Origin of the sequence: Phenylobacterium sp. (assembly GCF_020402505.1) — a bacterium.
Taxonomy (GTDB): Bacteria; Pseudomonadota; Alphaproteobacteria; order Caulobacterales; family Caulobacteraceae; genus Phenylobacterium.
The window spans coordinates 14,357-35,252 of sequence record NZ_JADBZL010000097.1; the positions used below are offsets into that span (position 1 = coordinate 14,357).

Annotated in this window: 18 protein-coding genes and 1 pseudogene; 8 read left to right on the forward strand and 11 right to left on the reverse strand. The window is 68.1% G+C overall.

Annotated features, from left to right (window positions below):
- Window positions 1-44 precede the first annotated feature (44 nt).
- Window positions 45-1,040, forward strand: coding sequence for an MDR family oxidoreductase (locus tag IM632_RS07470; protein ID WP_296481020.1), 996 nt, complete (start codon window positions 45-47; stop codon window positions 1,038-1,040).
- On the opposite strand, the gene IM632_RS07475 is transcribed toward IM632_RS07470, so the two are convergent.
- The 6 genes from IM632_RS07475 to IM632_RS07500 all read right to left on the reverse strand — a co-directional run bounded on the left by IM632_RS07475 (window position 1,037) and on the right by IM632_RS07500 (window position 5,979).
- On the reverse strand, window positions 1,037-1,489 hold the full coding sequence (locus IM632_RS07475) for a DUF3429 domain-containing protein (RefSeq protein ID WP_296552183.1): 453 nt from the start codon (window positions 1,487-1,489) through the stop codon (window positions 1,037-1,039). The genes IM632_RS07470 and IM632_RS07475 overlap by 4 nt on opposite strands.
- A 49-nt stretch (window positions 1,490-1,538) precedes the next feature.
- A complete protein-coding gene (locus tag IM632_RS07480; protein ID WP_296481017.1) occupies window positions 1,539-3,344 on the reverse strand; it encodes an arylsulfatase in 1,806 nt (601 codons plus the stop codon).
- 117 nt (window positions 3,345-3,461) lie between these two features.
- Window positions 3,462-4,343: a TraB/GumN family protein gene (locus IM632_RS07485; RefSeq protein ID WP_296481015.1), complete on the reverse strand. Its 882-nt coding sequence runs from the start codon at window positions 4,341-4,343 to the stop codon at window positions 3,462-3,464.
- Window positions 4,344-4,371: 28 nt separating this feature from the next.
- Complete coding sequence (locus IM632_RS07490; RefSeq protein ID WP_296481012.1) at window positions 4,372-4,809, reverse strand: hypothetical protein; 438 nt, start codon at window positions 4,807-4,809, stop codon at window positions 4,372-4,374.
- Window positions 4,810-4,831: 22 nt separating this feature from the next.
- Window positions 4,832-5,029: a helix-turn-helix transcriptional regulator gene (locus tag IM632_RS07495; protein ID WP_296481007.1), complete on the reverse strand. Its 198-nt coding sequence runs from the start codon at window positions 5,027-5,029 to the stop codon at window positions 4,832-4,834.
- A 92-nt stretch (window positions 5,030-5,121) separates the two neighbouring features.
- Window positions 5,122-5,979, reverse strand: coding sequence for an alpha/beta hydrolase (locus IM632_RS07500; protein WP_296481004.1), 858 nt, complete (start codon window positions 5,977-5,979; stop codon window positions 5,122-5,124).
- A gap of 158 nt (window positions 5,980-6,137) precedes the next feature.
- Between IM632_RS07500 and IM632_RS07505 the strand changes: the two genes are divergently transcribed.
- The 4 genes from IM632_RS07505 to IM632_RS07520 all read left to right on the forward strand — a co-directional run bounded on the left by IM632_RS07505 (window position 6,138) and on the right by IM632_RS07520 (window position 11,595).
- Complete coding sequence (locus tag IM632_RS07505) at window positions 6,138-7,346, forward strand: parallel beta-helix domain-containing protein (RefSeq protein WP_296481001.1); 1,209 nt, start codon at window positions 6,138-6,140, stop codon at window positions 7,344-7,346.
- Entirely contained in the window at window positions 7,343-8,422 is a 1,080-nt protein-coding gene (locus tag IM632_RS07510; protein WP_296480998.1) for an SO2930 family diheme c-type cytochrome, read from the forward strand. The genes IM632_RS07505 and IM632_RS07510 overlap by 4 nt, the downstream gene beginning before the upstream one ends.
- Before the next feature lie 31 nt (window positions 8,423-8,453).
- The gene (ybaL, locus tag IM632_RS07515) at window positions 8,454-10,088 is read left to right on the forward strand and encodes a YbaL family putative K(+) efflux transporter (protein ID WP_296480995.1); all 1,635 of its coding nucleotides are present in this window, start codon (window positions 8,454-8,456) and stop codon (window positions 10,086-10,088) included.
- 76 nt (window positions 10,089-10,164) lie between these two features.
- On the forward strand, window positions 10,165-11,595 hold the full coding sequence (locus IM632_RS07520; protein WP_296480993.1) for an SLC5 family protein: 1,431 nt from the start codon (window positions 10,165-10,167) through the stop codon (window positions 11,593-11,595).
- 12 nt (window positions 11,596-11,607) lie between these two features.
- On the opposite strand, the gene IM632_RS07525 is transcribed toward IM632_RS07520, so the two are convergent.
- The gene (locus tag IM632_RS07525; protein ID WP_296480990.1) at window positions 11,608-12,033 is read right to left on the reverse strand and encodes a PaaI family thioesterase; all 426 of its coding nucleotides are present in this window, start codon (window positions 12,031-12,033) and stop codon (window positions 11,608-11,610) included.
- A gap of 107 nt (window positions 12,034-12,140) precedes the next feature.
- Complete coding sequence (locus tag IM632_RS07530; RefSeq protein ID WP_296480987.1) at window positions 12,141-14,864, reverse strand: TonB-dependent receptor; 2,724 nt, start codon at window positions 14,862-14,864, stop codon at window positions 12,141-12,143.
- Window positions 14,865-15,230: 366 nt separating this feature from the next.
- Between IM632_RS07530 and IM632_RS07535 the strand changes: the two genes are divergently transcribed.
- The 3 genes from IM632_RS07535 to IM632_RS07545 all read left to right on the forward strand — a co-directional run bounded on the left by IM632_RS07535 (window position 15,231) and on the right by IM632_RS07545 (window position 19,355).
- A complete protein-coding gene (locus IM632_RS07535) occupies window positions 15,231-16,280 on the forward strand; it encodes a TerC family protein (RefSeq protein WP_296480984.1) in 1,050 nt (349 codons plus the stop codon).
- An 82-nt stretch (window positions 16,281-16,362) separates the two neighbouring features.
- Window positions 16,363-17,655: a dicarboxylate/amino acid:cation symporter gene (locus IM632_RS07540; protein ID WP_296480982.1), complete on the forward strand. Its 1,293-nt coding sequence runs from the start codon at window positions 16,363-16,365 to the stop codon at window positions 17,653-17,655.
- Window positions 17,656-17,714: 59 nt separating this feature from the next.
- Window positions 17,715-19,355, forward strand: a complete 1,641-nt coding sequence (locus IM632_RS07545; protein WP_296481033.1) for an MFS transporter — start codon at window positions 17,715-17,717, stop codon at window positions 19,353-19,355.
- 24 nt (window positions 19,356-19,379) lie between these two features.
- Here the strand turns inward: IM632_RS07545 and IM632_RS07550 are convergent, their stop codons facing one another.
- The 3 genes and pseudogenes from IM632_RS07550 to IM632_RS07560 form a co-directional block, all read right to left on the reverse strand.
- Complete coding sequence (locus IM632_RS07550) at window positions 19,380-19,805, reverse strand: PaaI family thioesterase (RefSeq protein ID WP_296480979.1); 426 nt, start codon at window positions 19,803-19,805, stop codon at window positions 19,380-19,382.
- 34 nt (window positions 19,806-19,839) lie between these two features.
- Window positions 19,840-20,760, reverse strand: coding sequence for a LysR substrate-binding domain-containing protein (locus IM632_RS07555; protein WP_296480976.1), 921 nt, complete (start codon window positions 20,758-20,760; stop codon window positions 19,840-19,842).
- Between the two features lie 25 nt (window positions 20,761-20,785).
- Window positions 20,786-20,896 (reverse strand): annotated as a pseudogene (locus IM632_RS07560) (IS630 family transposase); the annotation flags it as partial.

Here is a 20,896-nt window from a genome sequence, read left to right on the forward strand (position 1 = left end):
GGCCTGTAGAAGACCTCCAACCTGTACGTCGATGGAGTCCGACCGTGCCCGCAACCTTCCGCGCCCTGCGCGCCCACAAGACCGACGCCGGGATCGAGACCCGCCTCGAGAGCCTGACCGACGCCGACCTGATGGAGGGCGACGTCACCGTCCGGGTGGAGGCCTCGACGATCAACTTCAAGGACGGCCTCGCCCTGACCGGGCGCTCGCCCATCCTGCGGACCTTTCCGATCATTCCCGGCATCGACTTCGCCGGCGTGGTGGAGACCTCGGCCAACCCCGGCTTCGCCGCAGGCGACCGGGTGGTGCTGAACGGCTGGGGCGTCGGGGAGACCTGGCACGGGGGCTACGCCCAGCGGGCCCGGGTGAAGGGGGAGTGGCTGGTCCGCCTGCCTGACAGCCTGTCCACCACGCGCGCCATGGCGATCGGCACGGCGGGCTACACGGCCATGCTCTGCGTCATGACCCTGGAGCGCCAGGGCGTGACCCCGGGCTCGGGCGACATCCTGGTGACCGGCGCGGCCGGCGGGGTCGGCAGCATCTCCATCGCCCTGCTCTCGGCCCTCGGCCACCGGGTCGTGGCCTCGTCCCGCCGGGCGGAGGCCGAAGGCGACTACCTGCGGAGCCTGGGCGCCGCCGAGGTCATCGACGCCGCCGAGTTCTCCGGTCCCGCCCGGCCCATCGGCAAGGAGCGCTGGGCCGGCGTGGTGGACTCCTTGGGCAGCCACACCCTGGCCAACGCCCTCTCTCAGACCCGCTACGGCGGGGCCGTGGCGGCCTGCGGTCTGGCCCAGGGCATGGACCTGCCCGGGTCCGTGGCGCCCTTCATCCTTCGCAGCGTGGTCCTGGCCGGCGTGGACAGCGTGATGCGCTCCACACCGGACCGGATCGAGGCCTGGCGCCGACTCGGGACGGACCTGGATCTCGCCCGCCTCGACGCCATGACGCAGACGGCCGGGTTGTCCGACCTGCCCCGCCTTGCCGGGGAGATCCTCGACGGCAGGGTCCGCGGCCGCGTGGTGATCGACCCTTCGACCTAGCTCAGGGCGCCTGCGGCGAGCCCCGCGACGGCGCCCGCCGTCAGCAGGCTGCGAAGGCGCGCAAACCAGGGGGGAGGTCTTTCGGAGCGGATGTCCCAGAGCCAGCTCAGGGCCAGGGCCGTCGCCAGGGCCGGGAGCTGGAGGGTGTTGATCGGCAGGCCGGGGCTGGCGATCAGCACCCAGGCCGCCACGCTGGGAACCATCGACAGGGCGATGACTCCCGGGTCGGGCCGCTCGGAGCGGATTTCAAGGCCCCAGCGGGCGCCGCCCAGGAAGGACAGGATGACGGCGGCGTAGAACCCCAGGGCCCTGTCGGCGAGGCCCTCCAGTCCCGGCGCCGCCAGCGCCAGGACCGGCAGGCCCAGGAAGGGGATCAGTCCGGCGAGGCCCCAGGCCAGGACCACTCGGGGAATTCGGCCGGCCGCCTCCGGGGGATCAGCTGAGGTCATGGATCCCTTTTCCGTTGGAGTCGGGCGGCTGGCAAGTCGTTGTCCGGCGTCAGGGCGGCGCGCGCCCGCGCCGCAGACGCCGCCAGAGCAGCACGCCGGCGCCGGCCATCGCCAGAAGGGCGATCCCTGCGGCCGCCAGAAGGGTGGGCGCCTGCCTGGCCAGGACATTGGCCGCCAGCTGCCTCTGCATGTCGTACCCCTCAGGCACGGGCGCAACACCGACCCGGGCCTCATAGGCGGCGTAGTCGGCGAGCATGAGTTTCAGCCTCCCGGGGTCGGCGGCGGACAGGTCGCGGGTCTCGCCCGGGTCCCGCACCACGTCATAGAGCCGCCAGCGGCCGTCTCCGAGGGGCGGCATGTCGCGGATGATCTTGTAGTCGCCCCGATAGAGGGCGGCGTTGCCGGACACTTCGATACCGAGCGGGGTCTCCGATCCACGGACCGGACCTTCGCCGCCGGCCAGGACGGACCGCAGGCTCAGCCCGTCCATGGCCGGGGCCTCGGGGGCAGGCCTCGCGCCGGCAAGGTCCACGAGGGTGGGCGTGACATCGGTGACGAAGGTCAGGCCGTCGATCCGGCGCCCCGGCGCCACGCCCGGGCCGGAGACGATAAGGGGCGCTCGCAGGCCCCCCTCGGAGACATAGAACTTGTATCGCCGTCCCGGCGCGGCCAGGGCTTCCGCCCATTCGCGGCCGATGAAGTTGAGACTGCCCGGGCCGCCCAGTCCTTCTTCTCTCCAGGCGTAGCCGTTGAGCCGCATCCAAAGGCCCATGCCCCGCTGGTGGACAGGGTCGCTGGGTTCCGGACCGTTATCCGACGTGATGACAAAGAGGGTGTTCCCGAGCTCGCCCCGGGCCTCCAGCCGGCGGATCAGCCGGCCTATGGCCGAGTCCGCAGCCTCGATCATCCCGGCGTAGACCTCCATCGATCGGGCGGCCATCCGGCGTTCCTCCGGCGACAGGGCTTCCCAATCCCGGGCGTTTGGGGAGAAGCCTGCGACCGCGGCGTCCTTGGGGAGCAGGCCGTTGCGCCTGGCCTTGTCCACCCGTTCGTCCCGGAGGGCCTCCCAGCCCGCATCGAACCGGCCCCGGTAGCCGTCGCTGAAGCGCGCGGGCGCCTGGACGGGAATGTGCACCGCCTGAAGGGCGAGATAGGCGAAAAAGGGTTTCTGGCCGGCGGGCGACTCGTCGATGTAGCGGGTCAGCCTGTCCACGAGCAGGTCCGAGGAATAAAACGACTCCGGCATCCGAACGGGCCGTCCATCCTCGAACCAGGGCGCCTCCCTGTAATAGGGCATGTAGGACTTCGGGGCCCAGTTGTCCGCGCCCGAGGCGTCCATGGCCAGCGAGCGGTCGAAGCCCTGGCCGTCGGGCAGTTCGCCCGGTCCATGGCCCAGGTGCCACTTCCCCGCCATCAGGGTCCGGTAGCCTTCGCCACGAAGGCGCTCCGCCAGGGTCAGGATTTCTGGCTGGATCCGCAGGGCGTAGCCCGGCCGGTCCCTGTGTTCCGGAGGCAGGACCTCCCCGATTGTCGCGGCTCCTGCCCGGTGGCTGTCTATCCCGGTCAGAAGCATGGCCCGGGAGGGGGTGCAAAGGGGCGAGGTGCGATAGCCGGTGAACAGGGCGCCCCGCCGGGCCAGGGCGTCAATGTTCAGGGTCCGCGCCTCGCCCCCGTAGGCTCCCAGATCCATCAGGGCGACGTCGTCGAACAGGATGACGATGATGTTGGGCCCGGTCCGTTCAGTGGTCTTCAGCGCCGGCGCGGCGGACGTGCCCTCGGCGCCGAGGAGCGACAGGGCGCCGGCGGCGGCGCCCGCCCACAGGGCCAGCTTCCGCCTCGCGGTCTTGCGCGCCATCCGGCTCTCCTTAAGCCATCAATTGACACATGAAGTGTCACATGATGTCCGGGCAGGCAAGTCCGCAGGCCTCAGCGGCTCCGCCGCCCGGTCCGCCGGGGGCGTAATCGCATTGCCTCAGTAGGCGATACGTTCGACTCTCAGGCCCTCCCTCTCCAGGAGTTCGCGGACGTTCCTATCGCCCGCCAGGTGCCCGGCCCCGACCGCCACGAAGACCACCCCGGGCCGGTCCATCCGGGCCTTCAGGTCCTTCGCCCAGCGGACATTGCGCTCGGTCAGCAGGATCCTGGCGGTCTCCGGCGTGTCCTTCATCTCCTCATTCATGAGACGTCCCGTCGCATCGGCCTCGCCGCGGGTCCAATGGTCGACCAGGCGGGACATGATCGCCAGGCCCTCCTCGCGGTTGTGAGCGAGGTCCCGGACGCCCGCCAGCTGCTCGGCCTCGGGGGTGGAGTCCAGCATGGTGAACTGCTGCTCGGGGGTCTCGAAGGCGGTGATCGACTTGCCGGACTTGCGGGCGGCCTCGGTCAGAATGGACTCGGCGCCGGTCTTGGGGTCGAGACCCGCCTTCATGTACATGACCGACGCCGCCTGGACGGCGATGAACCAGGGCTCGAGGGGCTCCAGCTGGGCGGCGGGCAGGCCGAGGTCCTGGAGGGTGCGCACATAGGCCGCATGGTCCTCTGGGGAGAGCCTCTGGGCCATGGTGCGCCCATTGGGGTCGACGGCCAGCTTCATGATGAGGGGGCCGAGGCTGGCCGGGTCGTCGACCGGCAGGAGCTCCATCCGCAACTCGTCGGACGCGTTGAAGGCGTCAGCCACGGCCTCGTCGAACCAGGACAGGTCCTTGGGCAGGAAGTGGACGGTGCCAAACAGGTAGATGGTGGTGTCGGCGTCGCGCACCATCCAGAGGGCGGGATCGGCGTCGCGGGGGGCGGCGAGGGCGGGCGCGGCGGCGAGGCTGAAGGCGGCGGCGAGGGCGGCGAAGCGGCGGAACATCAGGGGTCTCCTGGAGGAACGGGAAGGATCAGCCCAGCCGCCGGCGCAGCTTCAGCGCGCCGTAGGCCAGGAGGGTGACGACAAGGGTCGCGACCATCACGCCGAGGACGTCGGGAGCGGGCGCAAATCCTCGGCTGGCCGCGGCTGTCCATCCGGCGCCGATGACGATGTGGGCGCTCAACCCCGCAAAGCCCGCCCAGAGGTTGTCCATGACCTCGACCTCGTCGACGCTGCGCATGAACCAGACGTTCATCGCGACCAAGCCTGCGGCCGACGCCGCGACCATCAGCCAGAAGACGATCGGGGAGAGGTGCAGGGTGCTGGAACCCCCGGCCACGCCAAAGACTAGGCCGGCGATGAAGCCGAGGCCGCACACCCGGATCCAGATGGTACGGATCCGGCGGCTTCGCTGGCGCAGACGGGCCTCGCCGGAGAGGGCGGCGGAATTCTGTTCAGGGGAGGTCATCTTGTCTTCCTTCTGGGGAATATCAGGCGTCGCGACCGTCGAAGACCTGCTCGATGGGCAGGGCGAACTCGCGGGCAATGCGGAAGGCGAGGCTGAGGGAGGGGTCGTGCTTGCCGGTCTCGATGGCGTTGACCGCCTGGCGCGAGACGTCGATGCGTCCCGCCAGCTCGGCCTGGCTCCAGCCCCGCTCGGCCCTCAGGAGTCTGAGTCGATTGTTCATGGCGTCCCGTAGTGTCAGGTTACCCTGACACTCTGTCAGCTTGACCTGACTATGTCAAGTCAACTTGACACTGGACGTAAGGAGCTCCCGCCTCATCGTCGGTCGGCCAGCCAGCTGCGGAGGGTGCGGTTTACCAGGGCCTCGGCGTCGTGCTGCACGAAATGGTCGGCGTCGGGGATCATCAGCAGGGTGGTGTCCCGGGCCACATGGTCCCAGGTCCCGGCATGGCCGGCGGCGGCCAGGGCCTTGTCCCTCATGCCGTGGATGACCAGGACCGGAGCCTGCACAGGCGGAAGGTCCGGGGCGGCCACGGGCGCTTCGCCCGCGCCCGAAGGATAGTTCGCCCGGTAATAGTTCAGCATCCCCGCAAGGCTGGAACGCCGGAAGGCCTCGACATAGCCGGCGCGCTCCGCCGGATCCTTCACCCAGCCGGCCAGACCCTCGGCGGTGAGGTTCTTCTCGAAGCCCGGGGTCTGGAAATCGCGGGCGTACTGGCTGTTCTTCTGCTGCTCGGCGTTGCCGGCCATCTCGCGGCCGAAGCCGGCCGGATGGGGCACGCTCATAATGACCAGCCGGTTGACCAGGTCGGGCCGGTGGATGGCCACCTGCCAGGCGATGGCGGCGCCCCAGTCGTGCCCGATGACCACCGCGTTCTCCGCCCCCTCGGCGGCGATCACCGCAGCGACGTCGCCGATCAGTTGGGGCATAGCGTAGGCCTCGACCCCCTCCGGCTTGTCCGAAAGGTTGTAGCCCCGGCAATCGAGAGCCGCCGTGCGGTAGCCCGCCGCCTGCAGGACGCCCATCAGGGGCTTCCACGTGGCCCAGTAGTCCGGGAAGCCATGGATCATCACCACCAGCGGGCCCTCCCCCTCGACGACATAGTGGATTTTCACCCCGCCGTTCTCGGCGTAGCGGTCCTGCGGGGCGGCGAGGCGGGGGGTGCGGCTCATGGCGGTTCTCCCGGAGAAGATTTTCGTACGCTGTAAACGTAAATTCCAAGTCGGACAAGCGCACCGCCCCGCCTTCTGGACAGCCGGGCGACAGGTCGTAACATGTCTTCTCAAGGGTCGAGGCGCCAGCGCCGTCAGAGGCCCGCAAGGGGGGAACCATGTCCAGGATCACCGCACGTCTTGCCGTCGTCGCCGGGCTTGCAGCGGCCTGCGGGACCGCCCAGGCCGCCACCCTGACCGTGACGCCCGGTCCCGACGCCCAGGAACGCCTCCAGACCGCCCTTCTGGATGCGACGCCCGGCGACACCGTGCAGATCGCCGCAGGCCGCTACGACCTCACCGATGGCCTGTCCCTTGACGTCGACGGCGTCACCGTGGCCGGCGCCGGACCGGGCGCCACCGTCCTGTCCTTCAAGGGGCAGAAGGGCGCCGGCGAAGGCCTTCTGATCACCTCCGACCGGGTCACGGTGAAGGATCTCGCGGTAGAGGACACCCGCGGCGACGGCATCAAGTCCAAGGGCGCCGACGACATCCGCTACCTCAACCTGCGGGTCGAGTGGACCGGCGGGCCGAGGGAGACCAACGGCGCCTACGGGGTCTATCCCGTGGCCTCCGAGCGCGTGCTGATCGACGGGGTGGTGGTGAAGGGCGCCTCGGACGCCGGCATCTATGTCGGCCAGTCCAGGCACATCGTCGTGCGCAACAGCCGGGCGGAGTTCAACGTCGCCGGGATCGAGATCGAGAACTCCATGTTCGCCGACGTCCACGACAATGTCGCCACCCGCAACGCCGGGGGTATCCTGGTCTTCGACCTGCCCAACCTGCCGCAGATGGGCGGTCACTCCACCCGCGTCTTCCGCAACCGGGTGGTGGACAACGACACCCCCAACTTCGCCCCCAAGGGCAACATCGTCGCCGGCGTGCCGACCGGGACGGGGGTGATGGTCATGGCCAACCGCAACGTCCACGTCTTTGAGAACGAGATCAGCGGCAACCAGAGCGCCGGGGTCATGCTGGTCAGCTACACCCAGGCCTTCAACGACCCGACTTACAATCCCCTGCCGAGGGACATCGTGGTCCGGGCCAACCGGATCGGACGCAATGGCTGGGACCCGAAGTTCCCCGGCGGGCCGGAGATCGCCAGGGCCCTGGGCGGGCCCCTGCCTCCGGTGGTCTGGGACGGTGTCCGCGCCGCCGGCGGCCGGCCCGCCGAGGTGCGGGTCAACCTGGCCGACGGCCCTGTGCTGAACCTCAACCTGCCCGGCCCAGGTCGGGTGGACGCCGCGGCGCCCACCGTGTCGACAAACGTCTCCGACGCCGCCATCGCCGAGCCGCCTGCGGTGAGCCTGGACGCCGCCGGCAAGTGAGGCGCGGCCTCGTCCTCCTCGCCGCCCTCACGGTCCTGGGCGCCGCCTCGTCCCCGCCGGGGGTTGATCTCGACCTTGTCCTTCAGGAGGCGCCCGCACAGCGGCTTTCGGACTACCGACTCTTCGTCGATGCAAGCGCCGACCGGCCGAACGGGCGGGTCGTTCCCTACACCCTCGCCACGCCCCTTTTCACGGACCATGCGGAAAAGTCCCGCCTTGTCTTCACGCCGCCCGGGGCGAGGATCGGCTACACGGCGACGGGCGTCCTCGACTTTCCTGTGGGCGCGGTCCTGGTCAAGACCTTCGCCTATCCCGCCGACCTGCGTCGCCCCGACCGCGACGTGCGCAAGGTCGAGACGCGCCTGCTGATCCACAAGGCTTCCGGATGGACGGCCCAGACCTACGTATGGAACGCCGAGGGGACCGAGGCCGTCCTGAGGCGCGCCGGCGCCCGACTGCCGGTCCGCTTCACGGACTCCCGGGGTCGCGAGGTCGCCCTCGACTACGCCGTGCCCAACCAGAACCAGTGCAAGACCTGCCACCAGGTCGACGGCGCCGTCGCGCCCATCGGCCCGAAGGCGCGAAACCTGAACCATGAAATCGCCCTGGCCGGGGGCGGCCGGACCAACCAGCTGGAGCGCTGGCGCCGGGCGGGCCTGCTCGACGGGGCGCCGCCGCCCGCAGCCCGGCCGCACCTGGCCGCCTGGGACGACCCCCGGCAGTCCCTCGACGCCCGCGCGCGGGCCTATCTCGACGTCAACTGCGCCCACTGTCACAGCCCCTCGGGCTCGGCGAGCAATTCGGGCCTCTTTCTGACGGCGGAGGAGACCCGGCCCGCGGCCCTCGGCGTCGGCAAGCCCCCGGTGGCGGCGGGCCGGGGCGCCGGAGACCTGGCCGTCGGGATCGAGCCCGGCCATCCCGGGCGCTCCATCCTGGCCTTCCGCATGGCCTCCGGGGAGCCGGGCGTGATGATGCCCGAGCTCGGCCGCGCCCTGATCCACGAGGAGGGCGTCGCCCTCATCTCAGCCTGGATCGGCGAGATGGCGCCGAAGGCGAAGACGGCCGGGCGGCATTGAACGCGGGGTTCGTGCTCGCTACTGTCACGCCATGCTCCACCATACGCCTCTCATCGCCACGATCGTCGCCGGCCTTGTGGCGGCCTTCGCCATGGGGGCTCTGGCGCACCGGCTGAAGGTCTCTCCGGTCGCGGGCTACCTGTTCGCCGGCGTCCTGATCGGTCCCTTTACTCCGGGCTATGTCGCCGACGGCAAGATCGCGACCGAGCTCGCCGAACTCGGCGTGATCCTGCTGATGTTCGGGGTGGGGCTCCACTTCTCCCTCAAGGACCTGATGTCCGTCCGCCGGATCGCGGTGCCCGGCGCCCTCGTCCAGATGGGCTCAGCCACGGCCATGGGCGTCGCTCTCGCCCTGATGATGGGATGGACGGTGGCGGCCGGTCTGGTCTTTGGCCTCGCCCTGTCGGTCGCCAGCACGGTCGTCCTGCTGCGCGCCCTGCAGTCGGAAAACCTGGTGGAGACCGAGCGGGGCCGGATCGCCGTCGGCTGGCTGATCGTCGAGGACCTGGCCATGGTGATGGCCCTGGTCCTCCTTCCCGTCTTCGCGCAGATGCAGGCCGGAAACGGGGCGGGAGGAACAGACCTGCTCTCCGCCGCCATCGGCACCCTGGTCAAGGTCGCGGGTTTCGCCGCCCTCATGCTGATCGTTGGCCGGAGGGTCATTCCCTGGATTCTCCACTGGACGGCGCATACGGGGTCGCGGGAGCTGTTCCGCCTCGCCGTCCTGGCCATTGCGCTGGGGGTGGCGTTCGGCGCGGCCTATGTCTTCCAGGTCTCGTTCGCCCTGGGCGCCTTCTTCGCCGGCATGATCCTCGGGGAAACCCAGCTGAGCCGCCGCGCGGCCGAGGAATCCCTGCCTCTCCGGGACGCCTTTGCGGTCCTGTTCTTTGTTTCCGTGGGCATGCTGTTCGATCCGTCGGTGATTCTCGAGCAGCCCGTGCCTCTGCTGGCGACTGTCGCCATCATCATCTTCGGCAAGTCGGTCGCCGCCTACGCCATTATTCGGGTGTTCGGCTATCCCAAGGGAACAGCTCTGACCGTTTCGGCGAGCCTCGCCCAGATCGGTGAGTTCTCCTTCATTCTCGCCGGTCTGGGCGCAAGCCTCGGAATCCTGCCGGAAGAGGCGCGTGACCTGATCCTGGCCGGCGCGATCCTGTCGATCCTCGCCAATCCCTTCATCTTCGGGCTGGTGGTTCGCAAGTCCGGAGAGGCCGCCAGCGCCACCCCCGCCGCGGATGCATCGGTCTCCGCCGCCGCCGGACGGGCAGTGCTGGTGGGCTATGGGCGTGTCGGAAAATCCTTGGCGCGGCGGCTCAAGGCGGCCCATGCGGACTTTGTGATCGTCGAGGAGCAGGCGGACCGCGCCGATGAAGCCCGCGCCGCCGGATACGAGGTGGTGACAGGGAACGCCACCCACCTCCAGACCCTCGAAAAGGCGGGGCTGACTGAGGCCGGCCGGCTGCTTGTGGCGATCCCGGAGGGTTTTGAGGCCGGGGGCATTGTCCACCGCGCCCGCGACCTTAACCCCGGCCTCAACATCATCGCCCGCGCCCACTCCGCCGAGGAGGTCGAGGATCTAAGGCTCCGGGGCGCCAACCACGTGGTCCTGGGCGAGGAAGCGATCGCCCTTCGCATGCTGGCGGGCGGCTCGGCCGCGCCCGCCTGACGGCCGCGGGGACCTCCGTTTGGCTTTCCGCGCCGGTTCCGCCTAGACTGGCCGAGCCGTTGGGGGGCGGCCAGGCATGACATCCAACGCGATCCAGTGGGGCGTCTTCGCCGCCCTGACCGGGCTAATGGCCCTGGCCACCTGGTGGCAGGTGCGACGCATGGGCGGGCGCTCCACCGACAGCCACAGCGAGTTCTTCCTGGCGGGGCGGAACCTGTCCTGGCCCTTCGTGGCCGGCTCCATCACCCTGACCAACCTGTCCACCGACCAGCTGGTGGGCATGAACGGCAACCAGATGCTGCTGCTCGCCTGGTGGGAGCTGGCGGCCGTGGCGGGCCTGGCCATGCTGGCCTTCGTCTTCCTGCCCATCTACTACCGCAACAACTGCACCACCACGACCGAGCTGCTCGAGCGCAAGTACGGGTCGAAGGGGCTGAGGGCGACGGTCTCCCTCCTGTTCCTGCTGGGCAATGTCTTCATCTACCTGCCGATCATGACCTATACGGGAGCCCTGTTCCTCTCGACCATGTTCGAGCACGCCCCGCCCCTGATGGTGCTGGCGGGGGGGATCGCGGCGGTGGGCGCGGCCTACACCGTGCTGGGCGGCCTGCGGGCGGTGGCGGTCTACGACACCCTGTCGGGCGTGGGCGTGCTGGGCATGGCGGCGGCGGTGACCGTGCTGGCCATGGCGGCCATCGGCTTCGACTTCTCAGGCATCCCCCCTGAGCGGCTCAGCATGATCGGCGGGCCCGACAGCCCCATCCCCTGGCCGACCCTCCTGACCGGGATGATCTTCATCCAGATGTTCTACTGGTCCACCAACCAGACCATCACCCAGAGGGCCATGGCGGCCCCCAACCTGCGCGAGGGGCAGAAGGGGGTGTTCGCGGCCATCGTCATCCGCATCCTCTTCGTACCGGCCATCGTCGTGGTGCCGGGGGTCTGCGCCTACAAGCTGTTCGGCGACATCGGCGATGCGACTTACGGCCGGGTGGTGGCCGAGGTCATGCCCTCCTGGCTGTCCGGCGCCTTCGCCGCCTTCATGGCCGCCGCCGTCCTGACCAGCTACACCTCGGTGCTGAACTCGTCGGTCACCCTCTATGTCTGCGACCTGCACGAGCCCTACATCGCGCCCAACCCGGACGTGAAGCGGCTGAACACGGTGATCTCGCTGGCGTTCATGGCGGTGTCCATCGCCCTGGTCCCGGTTTATTCAGGGGCCGCCTCGATCATCAACCTGGTACAGCAGCTGAACGGCCTGCTCTCCATGCCCATCCTGTCGGCCTTCATACTGGGCTTGGTCTTCCGCAACGTGGACGCCCGGGCGGCCATGGCCGCCGTGGGGTTCGGCGTCGGTCTCTACGCCGTCTTCACCTTCGTCTGGACGCCGATCCACTACATCCACCTGATGCTGGTGACCCTGATCACCTGCCTGGCGGTGGGCCTGACCGTGAACCGCTGGGTCTTCGGTCGCCACGCCGAGCTGGGGACGTTCGGGCGGGCTTAGCGGCGGCGCGCCTCAGGCCTTCGCGGACGGCGCGTCAATGAACAGGACGCTCGCCTCCGCCACCAGACGCTCGCCAGCCATGAGCCGGGCGTAGGCGAGGGTCTTTCGACCGTCCTCCTGCGTCCGGTCAAGGTGAACCTGGAGCCATTCGCCCGGCACGGCGCCGGACCTGTAGTCGAGGGTCAGCCGCGCCGTGATCCGTCGCCGCCCCCCCGAACGGGCCACGAGCATGTATCCGGTCGCCACGTCCATAAGGGTGGCGATGACGCCCCCATGCAGGCCGCCGCGGGCGTTCAGATGATCGGGGCCGACCAGCAACCCGATCTCGAGGGCCTCGCCGTCGCCACGGCTCATGAAGCCGCCGAGGGCCTCCAGGACCGGGCTGGTCCGGAAGATGGGTCCGAAGCCTTCCGGAACCCCGGCCTCAAGGGACGTCATGGCCTTCTCTCCCGTGACCTGGCGACGGATTTCCCATCCGCCTCAAGAGGAAAGGGTCCCCGGCGAACCGGGGACCCTGGAGACGACCGCGTGTGTCGCGGATCGGATCAGAAGCGGTACTGGATCTCGACGCCGTAGATGCGCGGGGGCGTCAGCTCGAAGTTCCGGGCCCCGTTGGAGAACCGGTCCGACGCCACCGTGGCGCTGTTGTTCCGCTGCGCCGCTTCAACCGCCGCGGCGTAGCCGTCCTCGTCGAAGACGTTCTTGACGTAGGCGATCACCGTATACTTGCCGCCGGAAGGCATCCACAGCGCCCGCAGGTCCACCTGATCCCAGGCCGGCGCCGAGTCGAACTCCCGGGCGAAGATGGTCGCGTAGGACTTCGACCGCTGGAGATAGGTGACGCCGGCGATCAGGTTCCCCTGGTCCATCTCGAAGGTGTAGGTGCCGTTCACCGCGACCTTGTGCTCCGGCGCCTGGGGCAGGGGGCTTCCAACAATGCTGACCGGGCCGGTGTTCACATTGTCGTTCAAGTTGATGAACTTCGCGGCCTCGGTGATCTCGGTCGGGTTCCAGCCATAGTCCAGGGTGAGACGCAGCTGGTCGACCGGCCGCCAGATGCCGCTGAACTCGATCCCGTAGGACTCCGACTTCGCGATGTTCACGAACTGGGTCACGTTGGTGGCGCCGACCCGCACCGACACCGGAGCCTGGAGGTCACGGTAGTCGAGGAAGAAGGCCGCCAGGTTGAGCTGGAACCTGTCGAAGTCCCGCTTGAACCCGATCTCGTAGGAGTTGACGGTTTCTTCTTCCGCCCTGGGGGCGGCGAGGAAGCTACCTGCCGAGAAACCGAACGCCTTGTAACCGCGGCTGTAACGGGCATAGGCCATGGTGTCGCTGTCCGGCTGCCACTGGACGCCAAGGGTGCCGGTGATGGCGTCGGAGGAGCCCTCGAGGTTGCGGCTCGCGACGCCCGTGGCCGGATCGATCACGTACTGCCGCACCACCCCGTTGGTGGTGATGGCGGGCGAGCTGACGCCCGGGATCAGACCAGCGTTGCTCTTCGGCGCGAGGGTGTCCGTGAGGTCCATGGCTCCGTTGCCCAGGCCGTTGAGCCCGGCAAGCCCCGGAATCCCGAACACAGGGGCGAGTTTCGCCAGGGAGTTGAGATCGCCGAGCAGGCTGCCCCAGTTTGCGGCCGTACCGGGCCCGAAGGCGCCGAGGCCCAGAGCGGGGTACAGGCCAGGGTAACAAGTGTCCGAGTTACAGACGATGCGGCGGAATTCCCGCCCGAATTTCCTGTCATCGGTGTAGCGTAAGCCCAGGGTGAACTTCAGCGTCTCCGAGGCCTGATAGTCGATCTGTCCGAAAACTGCCTTGCTTTCTGTCGTCAGATTATAGTGAGCAGTTGACCAATAACCCTTAGGATTAGCCGCTGCGCCAAGTATCGGTGTCTGAAGAGAAGATGGTCCAACCAAGAAGAAGTCCGCCGTCACCCCGGTCCCAAGATACTCTTGGTTGTAATAATAAGCCCCAGCAATCCACTGAAGTGGGCCATCATTTTTGGAAGATAGGTTGATCTCGTGGCTATACCACTTGTTGTACTCAAAATAATGATAGCCGTTGTTGGCGTTGACAGTCAGAGGGGTACAGTTAACCGGTGACAGACCCGCCGAGAACAGCCCGCCTACAGTCCCGCAGATGGATCCTGGCGCCAGAGGTATCTGATAGGATTGGACAGCTGTGAAATCTGCGTCGCCATAAAGATCGTACCTATACTCCTGGTATCCTCCGACATACTTCACGTCGATCGTCGGCAGGTGATAGACGAAGTTGGTGGTGAAGGAATTCACGCCGCTCAGGCGGACCCGCTGGGGAATGTTCGTGCTGAAGGTCCGGTTGTCCACCAGCGCGGGGTTGGACCTGGAGGTGGCGCCGTTGAACTGCTTCAGGCTTCCCGGAACAATCCCGTTCAGGCCCGTCTCGGGCGTAAAGCCGTGCGCCGAAGAGAAGACGAGAGGGGTAGTCACATCGACCCGTCCGGTTGAGAACTCGTCGCCACGATAGCCGGCGCGGGCGCCGGGGCCGCCGCGGTTGTGCCAGGCGAGCTTCCTGTAGGACGCCCAGAATTCGGCGTTCTCGCCCAGGTCAGCCTCGAACTGGACCTGGAACTGGTACTCGTCCCGCACGGCGCCCTCGTCGGGCAGGCCCGGGGTCACGTTCTTGAAGTAGCCTTCCTTCTGGTCGAGCTTGTAGCCCGAGAAGCGCATCCGCAGGCCGTCGGCGATGGGGCCGGAAACGGCCATCTGCAGATTGGTGAAGTTGAAACTCTCGACGATCCCGCGGACTTCGGCATACGGCTCGTTGGTGGGCCGCACGGAGATCACGTTGACCGTGCCGCCGATGGCGTTGCGGCCGTACAGGGTGCCCTGCGGGCCCCGGAGGATTTCCACCCGCTCGATGTCCAGCGGCGGCCCGCCGCCGAGAATGGTCGATGGGGTGAACAGGCCGTCGACATAGATCGACACGGCGCCATCCACCGAATGCACGTTGGTGAGTCGGCCGATGCCGCGCATCGATGAGCGGTCATTGGACGACTGATAAACGAAACCCGGCGTGAAGTTGGTCAGATCCTGCACCGTGGAGATGCCGACCAGGTCGCGCTGCTTGCTGGTGAAGGCGGAGATCGCGACAGGAACATCCTGCAGGCTCTGCTCACGCTTTTCCGCAGTGACCACAAGTTCGTCGATCATGGCCTGGGCCTGCGCCGAGACACTGATCGCAGTGGCGGCGAGAATGCTCGTCGCAAAAAGAATGCCCTTGGACTTCATCTGGCTTCGCTCCCCAAAAAAAGTTCGGCGTTTCCGCCTGTTTATATAGGTCACGCTCGCTTAGGTCGGCGGGCAAGTCAATCCCGGGCGCCAGAGAGCGTTCCTGGCCCTGGAGGCCGTCGGGAGCGGGACCTGCCGCCCGTTCCCCGCGACTTCGTCCCTGCACAGGTCGCTCGCACCTTCGCCCCGCGCCCCGGTCGGCCGTTTCCCGGAGCCCCGCCCATCATCGCCGCAGGGGCTTGCGAGGCTCCCTGGGGGCCACTACATCGCGCCCGTCCTCCGGGCCCCTCTGGCTGAACGCGGCTTGCCGCGCAGCGATGTCGGCGGACCACAGTCCCCGTCCGACACGCCCGGAGTTACGTGTACATGCTGGAAAGCATTCTCTTTGCCGAGTTTCTCGGCAAGGCGGCTTGGATTTGGTACGCCTTCGTTCTCGCCGTCATCGCCCTGCTCGTCTTCGATCTGGGGGTCGTCAACAAGACCGACCGCGAGATCGGCGTCCGCGAGTCGCTGACGATGAGCGCCTTCTACATCGGCATCGGCCTCGCCTTTTCCGGGGTCATCTGGCTGCTCTACAACAACGCCTCGCCCGGGGCTTCCATCGATCCCCAGCTTCTGGAAGTGACCGGGGCTGAACGGGCCTGGACCGCGCTTCAGCTCTATCTGACGGGCTTTGCGGTCGAGAAGACGCTGGCGATGGACAATGTCTTCGTCATCTCGATGGTCTTCACCTATCTCGCCATTCCCAGGCTGTATCAGCACAGGGTGCTGTTCTGGGGCATTATCGGGGTGATCGTGCTGCGGGCCCTGATGATCGGCCTCGGCGCCGCCCTGGTCAGCCAGTTCTCCTGGATTCTCTACATCTTCGCCGTCTTCCTGATCGGCACGGGGATCATGATGTTCCTGAAGGGCGATGAAGAGCCCGACATGGCCGACAACAAGATCCTGCTGTGGCTGAAAAAGCGGATGAACGTCACGCCGGATCTGCATGGCAACAAGTTCCGCGTGAAGCTGCCCGATCCCAGGACGGGCAAACTCCGCTGGTTCGCCACCCCGCTTCTGCTCGCCCTGATGTTCGTGGAGATCGTGGACCTCGTCTTCGCCATCGACAGCGTGCCGGCCATCTTCGCCATCACCTCGGACGCCTACATCGTCTACACCTCGAACATCTTCGCCATCCTGGGCCTGCGGGCCCTGTTCTTCGCCCTCGCGGCGATGGTGCACCGGTTCCGGTACCTGAAGTACGCCCTCGCCATGACGCTGGTGTTCATCGGGACCAAGATCTTTCTCGGGGACCTGTTCCCCGGCGGGAAGTTCCCACCGGCCTGGTCGCTCACCATCACCCTGGGCCTGATCTCCGGCGGCGTGCTCTTTTCCCTCTGGAAGACGCGCAAGGGGGCGGAAGCCACCGGCTAGGCGCAGCGGGCTCGACAACCGGCGCTGGACTTGGTGACCTGTTCGCGTCTATGCCGCGGTCGGCGGTGAGCGGGGTGGCCAGATGAAATGGTGGTTCGGTTCCGCGCTGTGGATGCGCATCCTGATCGGCATGGCGCTGGGCGTTGCGGTGGGCTTTGCGCTGCGGCCGGGCGGTCTCGCCGCCTCGGCGGGCCTGGATGTCGCGGGCATTGACGCCGGCCTCAAGCTGATCGGCGACGCCTTCATCCGCCTGATCCGGATGCTGGCCGTGCCTCTGATCTTCGTCTCGGTGACGGCCGCCGTGGTCTCGATCGCTGACCTGTCCAAGCTCGGCAAGAGCGGCGCCCGGGTCGCGGCCCTGTACATCCCCTCCGGACTGATGGCCGCCACCCTGGGCCTCGGGCTCGCTCTCTGGCTGAAGCCCGGGGTGGGATCGGCGCCCCCCGCCGGGATCGTGCCGCCCGAGCCCCGTGCGCCGCCCACGGCTCAGGACCTGCTCTTCCAGTTCATCCCGGCCAACCCCGTGCAGGCGCTGGCCAACGGCGACATGCTGAGCGTCATCGTCTTCGCCATCCTGTTCGGGATCGGCATCCTCGGCGCAGGCGCTGCGGCCAAGCCGGTCGCAGACGCCATCGAGGGCGCCTCGCACGCCTTCGTGAAGCTGGTCGGGTACGTCATGGAGCTCGCCCCGCTGGGCGCCTTCGCTCTCATGGCCTGGGTGGTGGCGCTGATGGGCGTTGAGGCCCTTGTCCGCCTGGGGGCGCTCGTCGCCGTCCTGTACCTGGGCTGCCTCTTCTACGGCGTGATCGTCTATGGCGGCTTCGTACGCTTTGGTCTCGGCCTTCCGGTCCTGCCCTTCTATCGCGGCATGAGCGAGGCCATGGCCGTCGCCTATTCGACCTCCTCCTCGGCCGCGACCCTGCCGGTCACCATGCGCGCCATGATCGAGAAGCTCGGAATCTCGCGGCGCATGTCGGCCTTCGTCGCTTCGCTGGGTGCGACCGTGAACATGGACGGGTCGGCCATGTACATGGTGATCCTGACGGTTTTCGGCGCCCAGCTCTTCGGCGTCGACCTGACCACCCCGCAGATGATCTCGATCGTCATCACCTCCTCGATCGGGGCCATGGGGCTGGCCGGCATCCCGGGCGGATCCCTGGTGTTCATCCCGGCGGTCCTGGGGATTGCGGGCGTGCCCCTGGAGGTCATCGGCATCGTACTCGGGGTTGACCGCCTCATGGACATGATGCGGACGGTCGTGAACGTGGTGGGCGACGCGGTGGCGGCCGTGGCGGTGGCGAAGTGGGAGGGCGAGCTCGACGAGGACGCCTACCTCGCCAACCGCGCACCCCTGATTTCGGAGGACGCGACATGAGCGACAGTTCTGCAACCCAGCCGACGACATCCCAGGACCCTGAGGTCGATCCGCGGCGGATGCGGTCGGTGGTCGCCGCCTCGGCGGCCGGGACCGTGTTCGAGTGGTACGACTTCTTCATCTTCGCGATCCTGACGACGATCATCTCCCGCCACTTCTATGTCGGCCTGCCCGACGCCCAGGCGTTCATCTTCACCCTGCTGACCTTTGCCGTGGGCTTCATCGTCCGTCCGCTGGGGGCCCTGATCTTCGGCAAGATGGGCGACACCAAGGGGCGCAAGGGCACCTTCCTGATCACCATCACCATGATGGGCCTTGCGACCGTCGCCATCGGCCTGCTGCCGGACTACGCCTGGTTCGAGACCCATGTGGGCCCCGGCGCCGGGGTGATCGCGCCGATCCTCCTGGTCCTTTGCCGCATCCTGCAGGGCTTCGCCCTGGGCGGAGAGTATGGCGGCGCGGTGATCTATGTCGCCGAGCACGCCCCCGCCGCCAAGCGAGGCTACCATACCAGCTGGATCCAGACCTCCGCCGCGCTTGGCCTGCTTGCGGCGCTTGGCGTGACCCTCCTCACGCGCTCCCTGATGGGCGAGGAGGCGTTCCGGGACTGGGGATGGCGGGTGCCGTTCCTGGTGTCCTTCGGGTTGCTGGTCGTCTCGCTGTGGATCCGTCTGTCCCTTGAGGAGAGCCCGGCGTTCAAGCGCATGCAGGACGAGGGCAAGGCGTCCAAGTCGATCTATGTGGACAGCTTCATGCGCTGGAGCTCGCTCAAGATCGTACTCCTCGCCCTGTTCTCGATCATGATGGCCCAGGGCGTCGTCTGGTACACGGGCAACTTCTACACCCAGTTCTTCCTGGAGCGCCTGCTCAAGCTGCCGCCGATCGACGTGAACATCCTGATGATCGGCGTCACGAGCGTGTCGGCGGTCCTCTACGTGTTTTTCGGCTGGCTCAGCGACAAGGTGGGCCGCAAGGCGGTGATGAGCTTCGGCATGGGCCTGATGCTGGTCGCCTACTTCCCGGGCTTCCATCTGCTCACCCAGTCGGCCAACCCCCAGCTCGCCCGCGCCCAGCAGGCGGCGCCGGTGGTCGTGGTGGCCGACCCGGCATCCTGCAGCCTGCAGCTCGACCTGACCGGCGGCGCGGCCCAGTTCGGGCGCGCCTGCGACATTGTGAAGGGCGTCCTGGCCAACAATGGCGTCAGCTACCGTAACGAGGCGGCGCCGGCGGGAACCCTCGCCTCGGTGCGGGTGGGCGACCAGGTCGTCCCGGGCGTCGACGCCGCGGGCGCCGCCCCGAGCGAGGTCAAGGCCGCGCGGGCTGAATTCGAGACCCGTCTCAAGGCGGTTCTCTCCGCCCAGGGGTATCCGACGACGACGGCTGAAGCCGAGATCGACTGGCCGGTCCTGTTCGCCGTGATGGTCACCTTCAGCGTCGCCGCGACCGCCCTCTACGGCCCGTTGGCCGCCTGCCTGGTCGAACTTTTCCCGACGCGCATCCGCTACACGGCCATGAGCGTGCCCTACCATGTCGGCACCGGATGGTTCGGCGGGCTTCAGCCGGCGATCTCCTTCGCCATCGTCACGGCGGTCGGGGACATCTATGCGGGCCTCTGGTTCCCGTTCATCGTGACGGCGGTCGCCTTGGTGCTCACGCTTCTGCTGCTGCCCGAAACACGACACCGGGCCCTGGTCGACTGAGGTCCGGGCGAGCCTGAGGCGGCTTCAGTCCCTCGCCGGCGGGGCGTCGATGAAGAGGACGCTCGCCTCGGCCACCAGGCGCTCGCCGGCCATCAGCCGCGCGTGGGCGAGGGTCTTGCGGCCGTCTTCTTCCGTCCGGTCGAGATGGACCTGGAGCCACTCGCCCGCCCTCGCCCCCGACCTGTAGTCAACGGTAAGGCGGGCGGTGACCCGGCGCTTGCCGCCGGATCGGGCGACCAGCATGTAGCCCGTCGCCACGTCCAGCAGGGTAGCGATCACCCCGCCGTGCAGCCCGCCGCGGGCGTTGAGGTGGTTGGGTCCGACGCACAGGCCGACCTCCAGGTCCGGACCTTCACCCCGGCTCATGAACCCGCCCAGCGCCTCCAGCACCGGACTGCCGCGCAGGATGGGGCCGAAGCCCTTTGGGGCGACGTTTGCGGTGGAGTTCATGGCCTGAAGCTTCCCTGCAGCGCGCCCGCGGAAGTCAGCCGGCCGCCGCCGCCTGCCGGGCGAAGCGGGCGGCGTCCGCGCGCACCTCCTGGCGAAGCCACCGGACGAAGGCCTGAATGGTCTCGTGGGTCCGGTCCTGCCGGCGGTGGACCAGGAAATAGGCGCCCGCGCTGACCGGGACCGAGGGGAAGGGCACCACCAGCCTTTCCATCTGGGGCGCATCCCAGACGATGGGTGTCATCCCGAGCGCGACCCCGCGACCGTGGGCCGCCAGGTCGAGGGCCGCCGGCAAGGTGTCCACCATGACGCTCCCCCGTCCCTCGACGCCCCTGAGCCCCTGAGCGGCCAGCCACTCCGTCCAGCCCTGCGGTCGGCTGGCGATGTGGATCAGGGTCGCCCGCTCCAGGTCCGCCGGGGACCTGAACTCCGCCGCCAGGGCGGGCGCGCAGAGGGGGACGGTGCGCAGGTCCATGAGCTTGTGGGCCGTGAGGCCCGGCGTGGGCCGGCCTACGTTGCGGATCGCCACGTCCACGGCGTCGGACTCGAAGTCCACCATCCGGTGACTGGTCTCGATTTCGATCGAGACCCCCGGGAACCGCGCCTCGAACCTCGCCAGCCGCGGGATCAGGTAGGCCGACGTGAAGAGGGGCAGGGCGCTCACCCGGATCACAGAGGGGCCGGCCTGGCCCTTCGCCTCCACCAGGGCTTCGTTCAAATCGGTGAAGGCCCGGTTGAGCCGGTCCGACAGCCGGCGGCCCGTCTCGGTCAGTCGGACCTGTCGGGAGGCGCGCACGAAGAGCGGCGTATTGAGCCACTCCTCCACGGCCCGGACGTGGTGGCTCACCGCCGAGGCGGTGACCCTCAGCTCCCGCGCCGCGTCCCGCAGACTCTGAAGGCGGCCTGCTGCGGCGAAGGCGCGCAGCGACGCCAGTGACGGAGGTGGTTTCGCGCTCATGGCCCGAGGCTAGAGCATTTTCCGATCAGTCTGCATCATATCCTGCGGCGGCGAAGTCGTTTGCGCATTCATGGGGTGAGTAGGTCTGGATGATGCGGGCGATGGCGTCCCAGAGCTGGTCGATTGACCGGGCGGC

Bases quoted from the DNA above. Each gene is read 5' to 3' on its own strand.
- IM632_RS07475 (WP_296552183.1), bottom strand. From the start codon at position 1,489: ATGACCTCAGCTGATCCCCCGGAGGCGGCCGGCCGAATTCCCCGAGTG.
- IM632_RS07555 (WP_296480976.1), bottom strand. From the start codon at position 20,760: ATGAGCGCGAAACCACCTCCGTCACTGGCGTCGCTGCGCGCCTTCGCC.
- IM632_RS07485 (WP_296481015.1), bottom strand. From the start codon at position 4,343: ATGTTCCGCCGCTTCGCCGCCCTCGCCGCCGCCTTCAGCCTCGCCGCC.
- IM632_RS07500 (WP_296481004.1), bottom strand. From the start codon at position 5,979: ATGAGCCGCACCCCCCGCCTCGCCGCCCCGCAGGACCGCTACGCCGAG.
- IM632_RS07505 (WP_296481001.1), top strand. From the start codon at position 6,138: ATGTCCAGGATCACCGCACGTCTTGCCGTCGTCGCCGGGCTTGCAGCG.
- IM632_RS07525 (WP_296480990.1), bottom strand. From the start codon at position 12,033: ATGACGTCCCTTGAGGCCGGGGTTCCGGAAGGCTTCGGACCCATCTTC.
- IM632_RS07545 (WP_296481033.1), top strand. From the start codon at position 17,715: ATGCGGTCGGTGGTCGCCGCCTCGGCGGCCGGGACCGTGTTCGAGTGG.
- ybaL (WP_296480995.1), top strand. From the start codon at position 8,454: ATGCTCCACCATACGCCTCTCATCGCCACGATCGTCGCCGGCCTTGTG.
- IM632_RS07480 (WP_296481017.1), bottom strand. From the start codon at position 3,344: ATGGCGCGCAAGACCGCGAGGCGGAAGCTGGCCCTGTGGGCGGGCGCC.
- IM632_RS07540 (WP_296480982.1), top strand. From the start codon at position 16,363: ATGAAATGGTGGTTCGGTTCCGCGCTGTGGATGCGCATCCTGATCGGC.
- IM632_RS07495 (WP_296481007.1), bottom strand. From the start codon at position 5,029: ATGAACAATCGACTCAGACTCCTGAGGGCCGAGCGGGGCTGGAGCCAG.
- IM632_RS07520 (WP_296480993.1), top strand. From the start codon at position 10,165: ATGACATCCAACGCGATCCAGTGGGGCGTCTTCGCCGCCCTGACCGGG.
- IM632_RS07550 (WP_296480979.1), bottom strand. From the start codon at position 19,805: ATGAACTCCACCGCAAACGTCGCCCCAAAGGGCTTCGGCCCCATCCTG.
- IM632_RS07535 (WP_296480984.1), top strand. From the start codon at position 15,231: ATGCTGGAAAGCATTCTCTTTGCCGAGTTTCTCGGCAAGGCGGCTTGG.
- IM632_RS07530 (WP_296480987.1), bottom strand. From the start codon at position 14,864: ATGAAGTCCAAGGGCATTCTTTTTGCGACGAGCATTCTCGCCGCCACT.
- IM632_RS07490 (WP_296481012.1), bottom strand. From the start codon at position 4,809: ATGACCTCCCCTGAACAGAATTCCGCCGCCCTCTCCGGCGAGGCCCGT.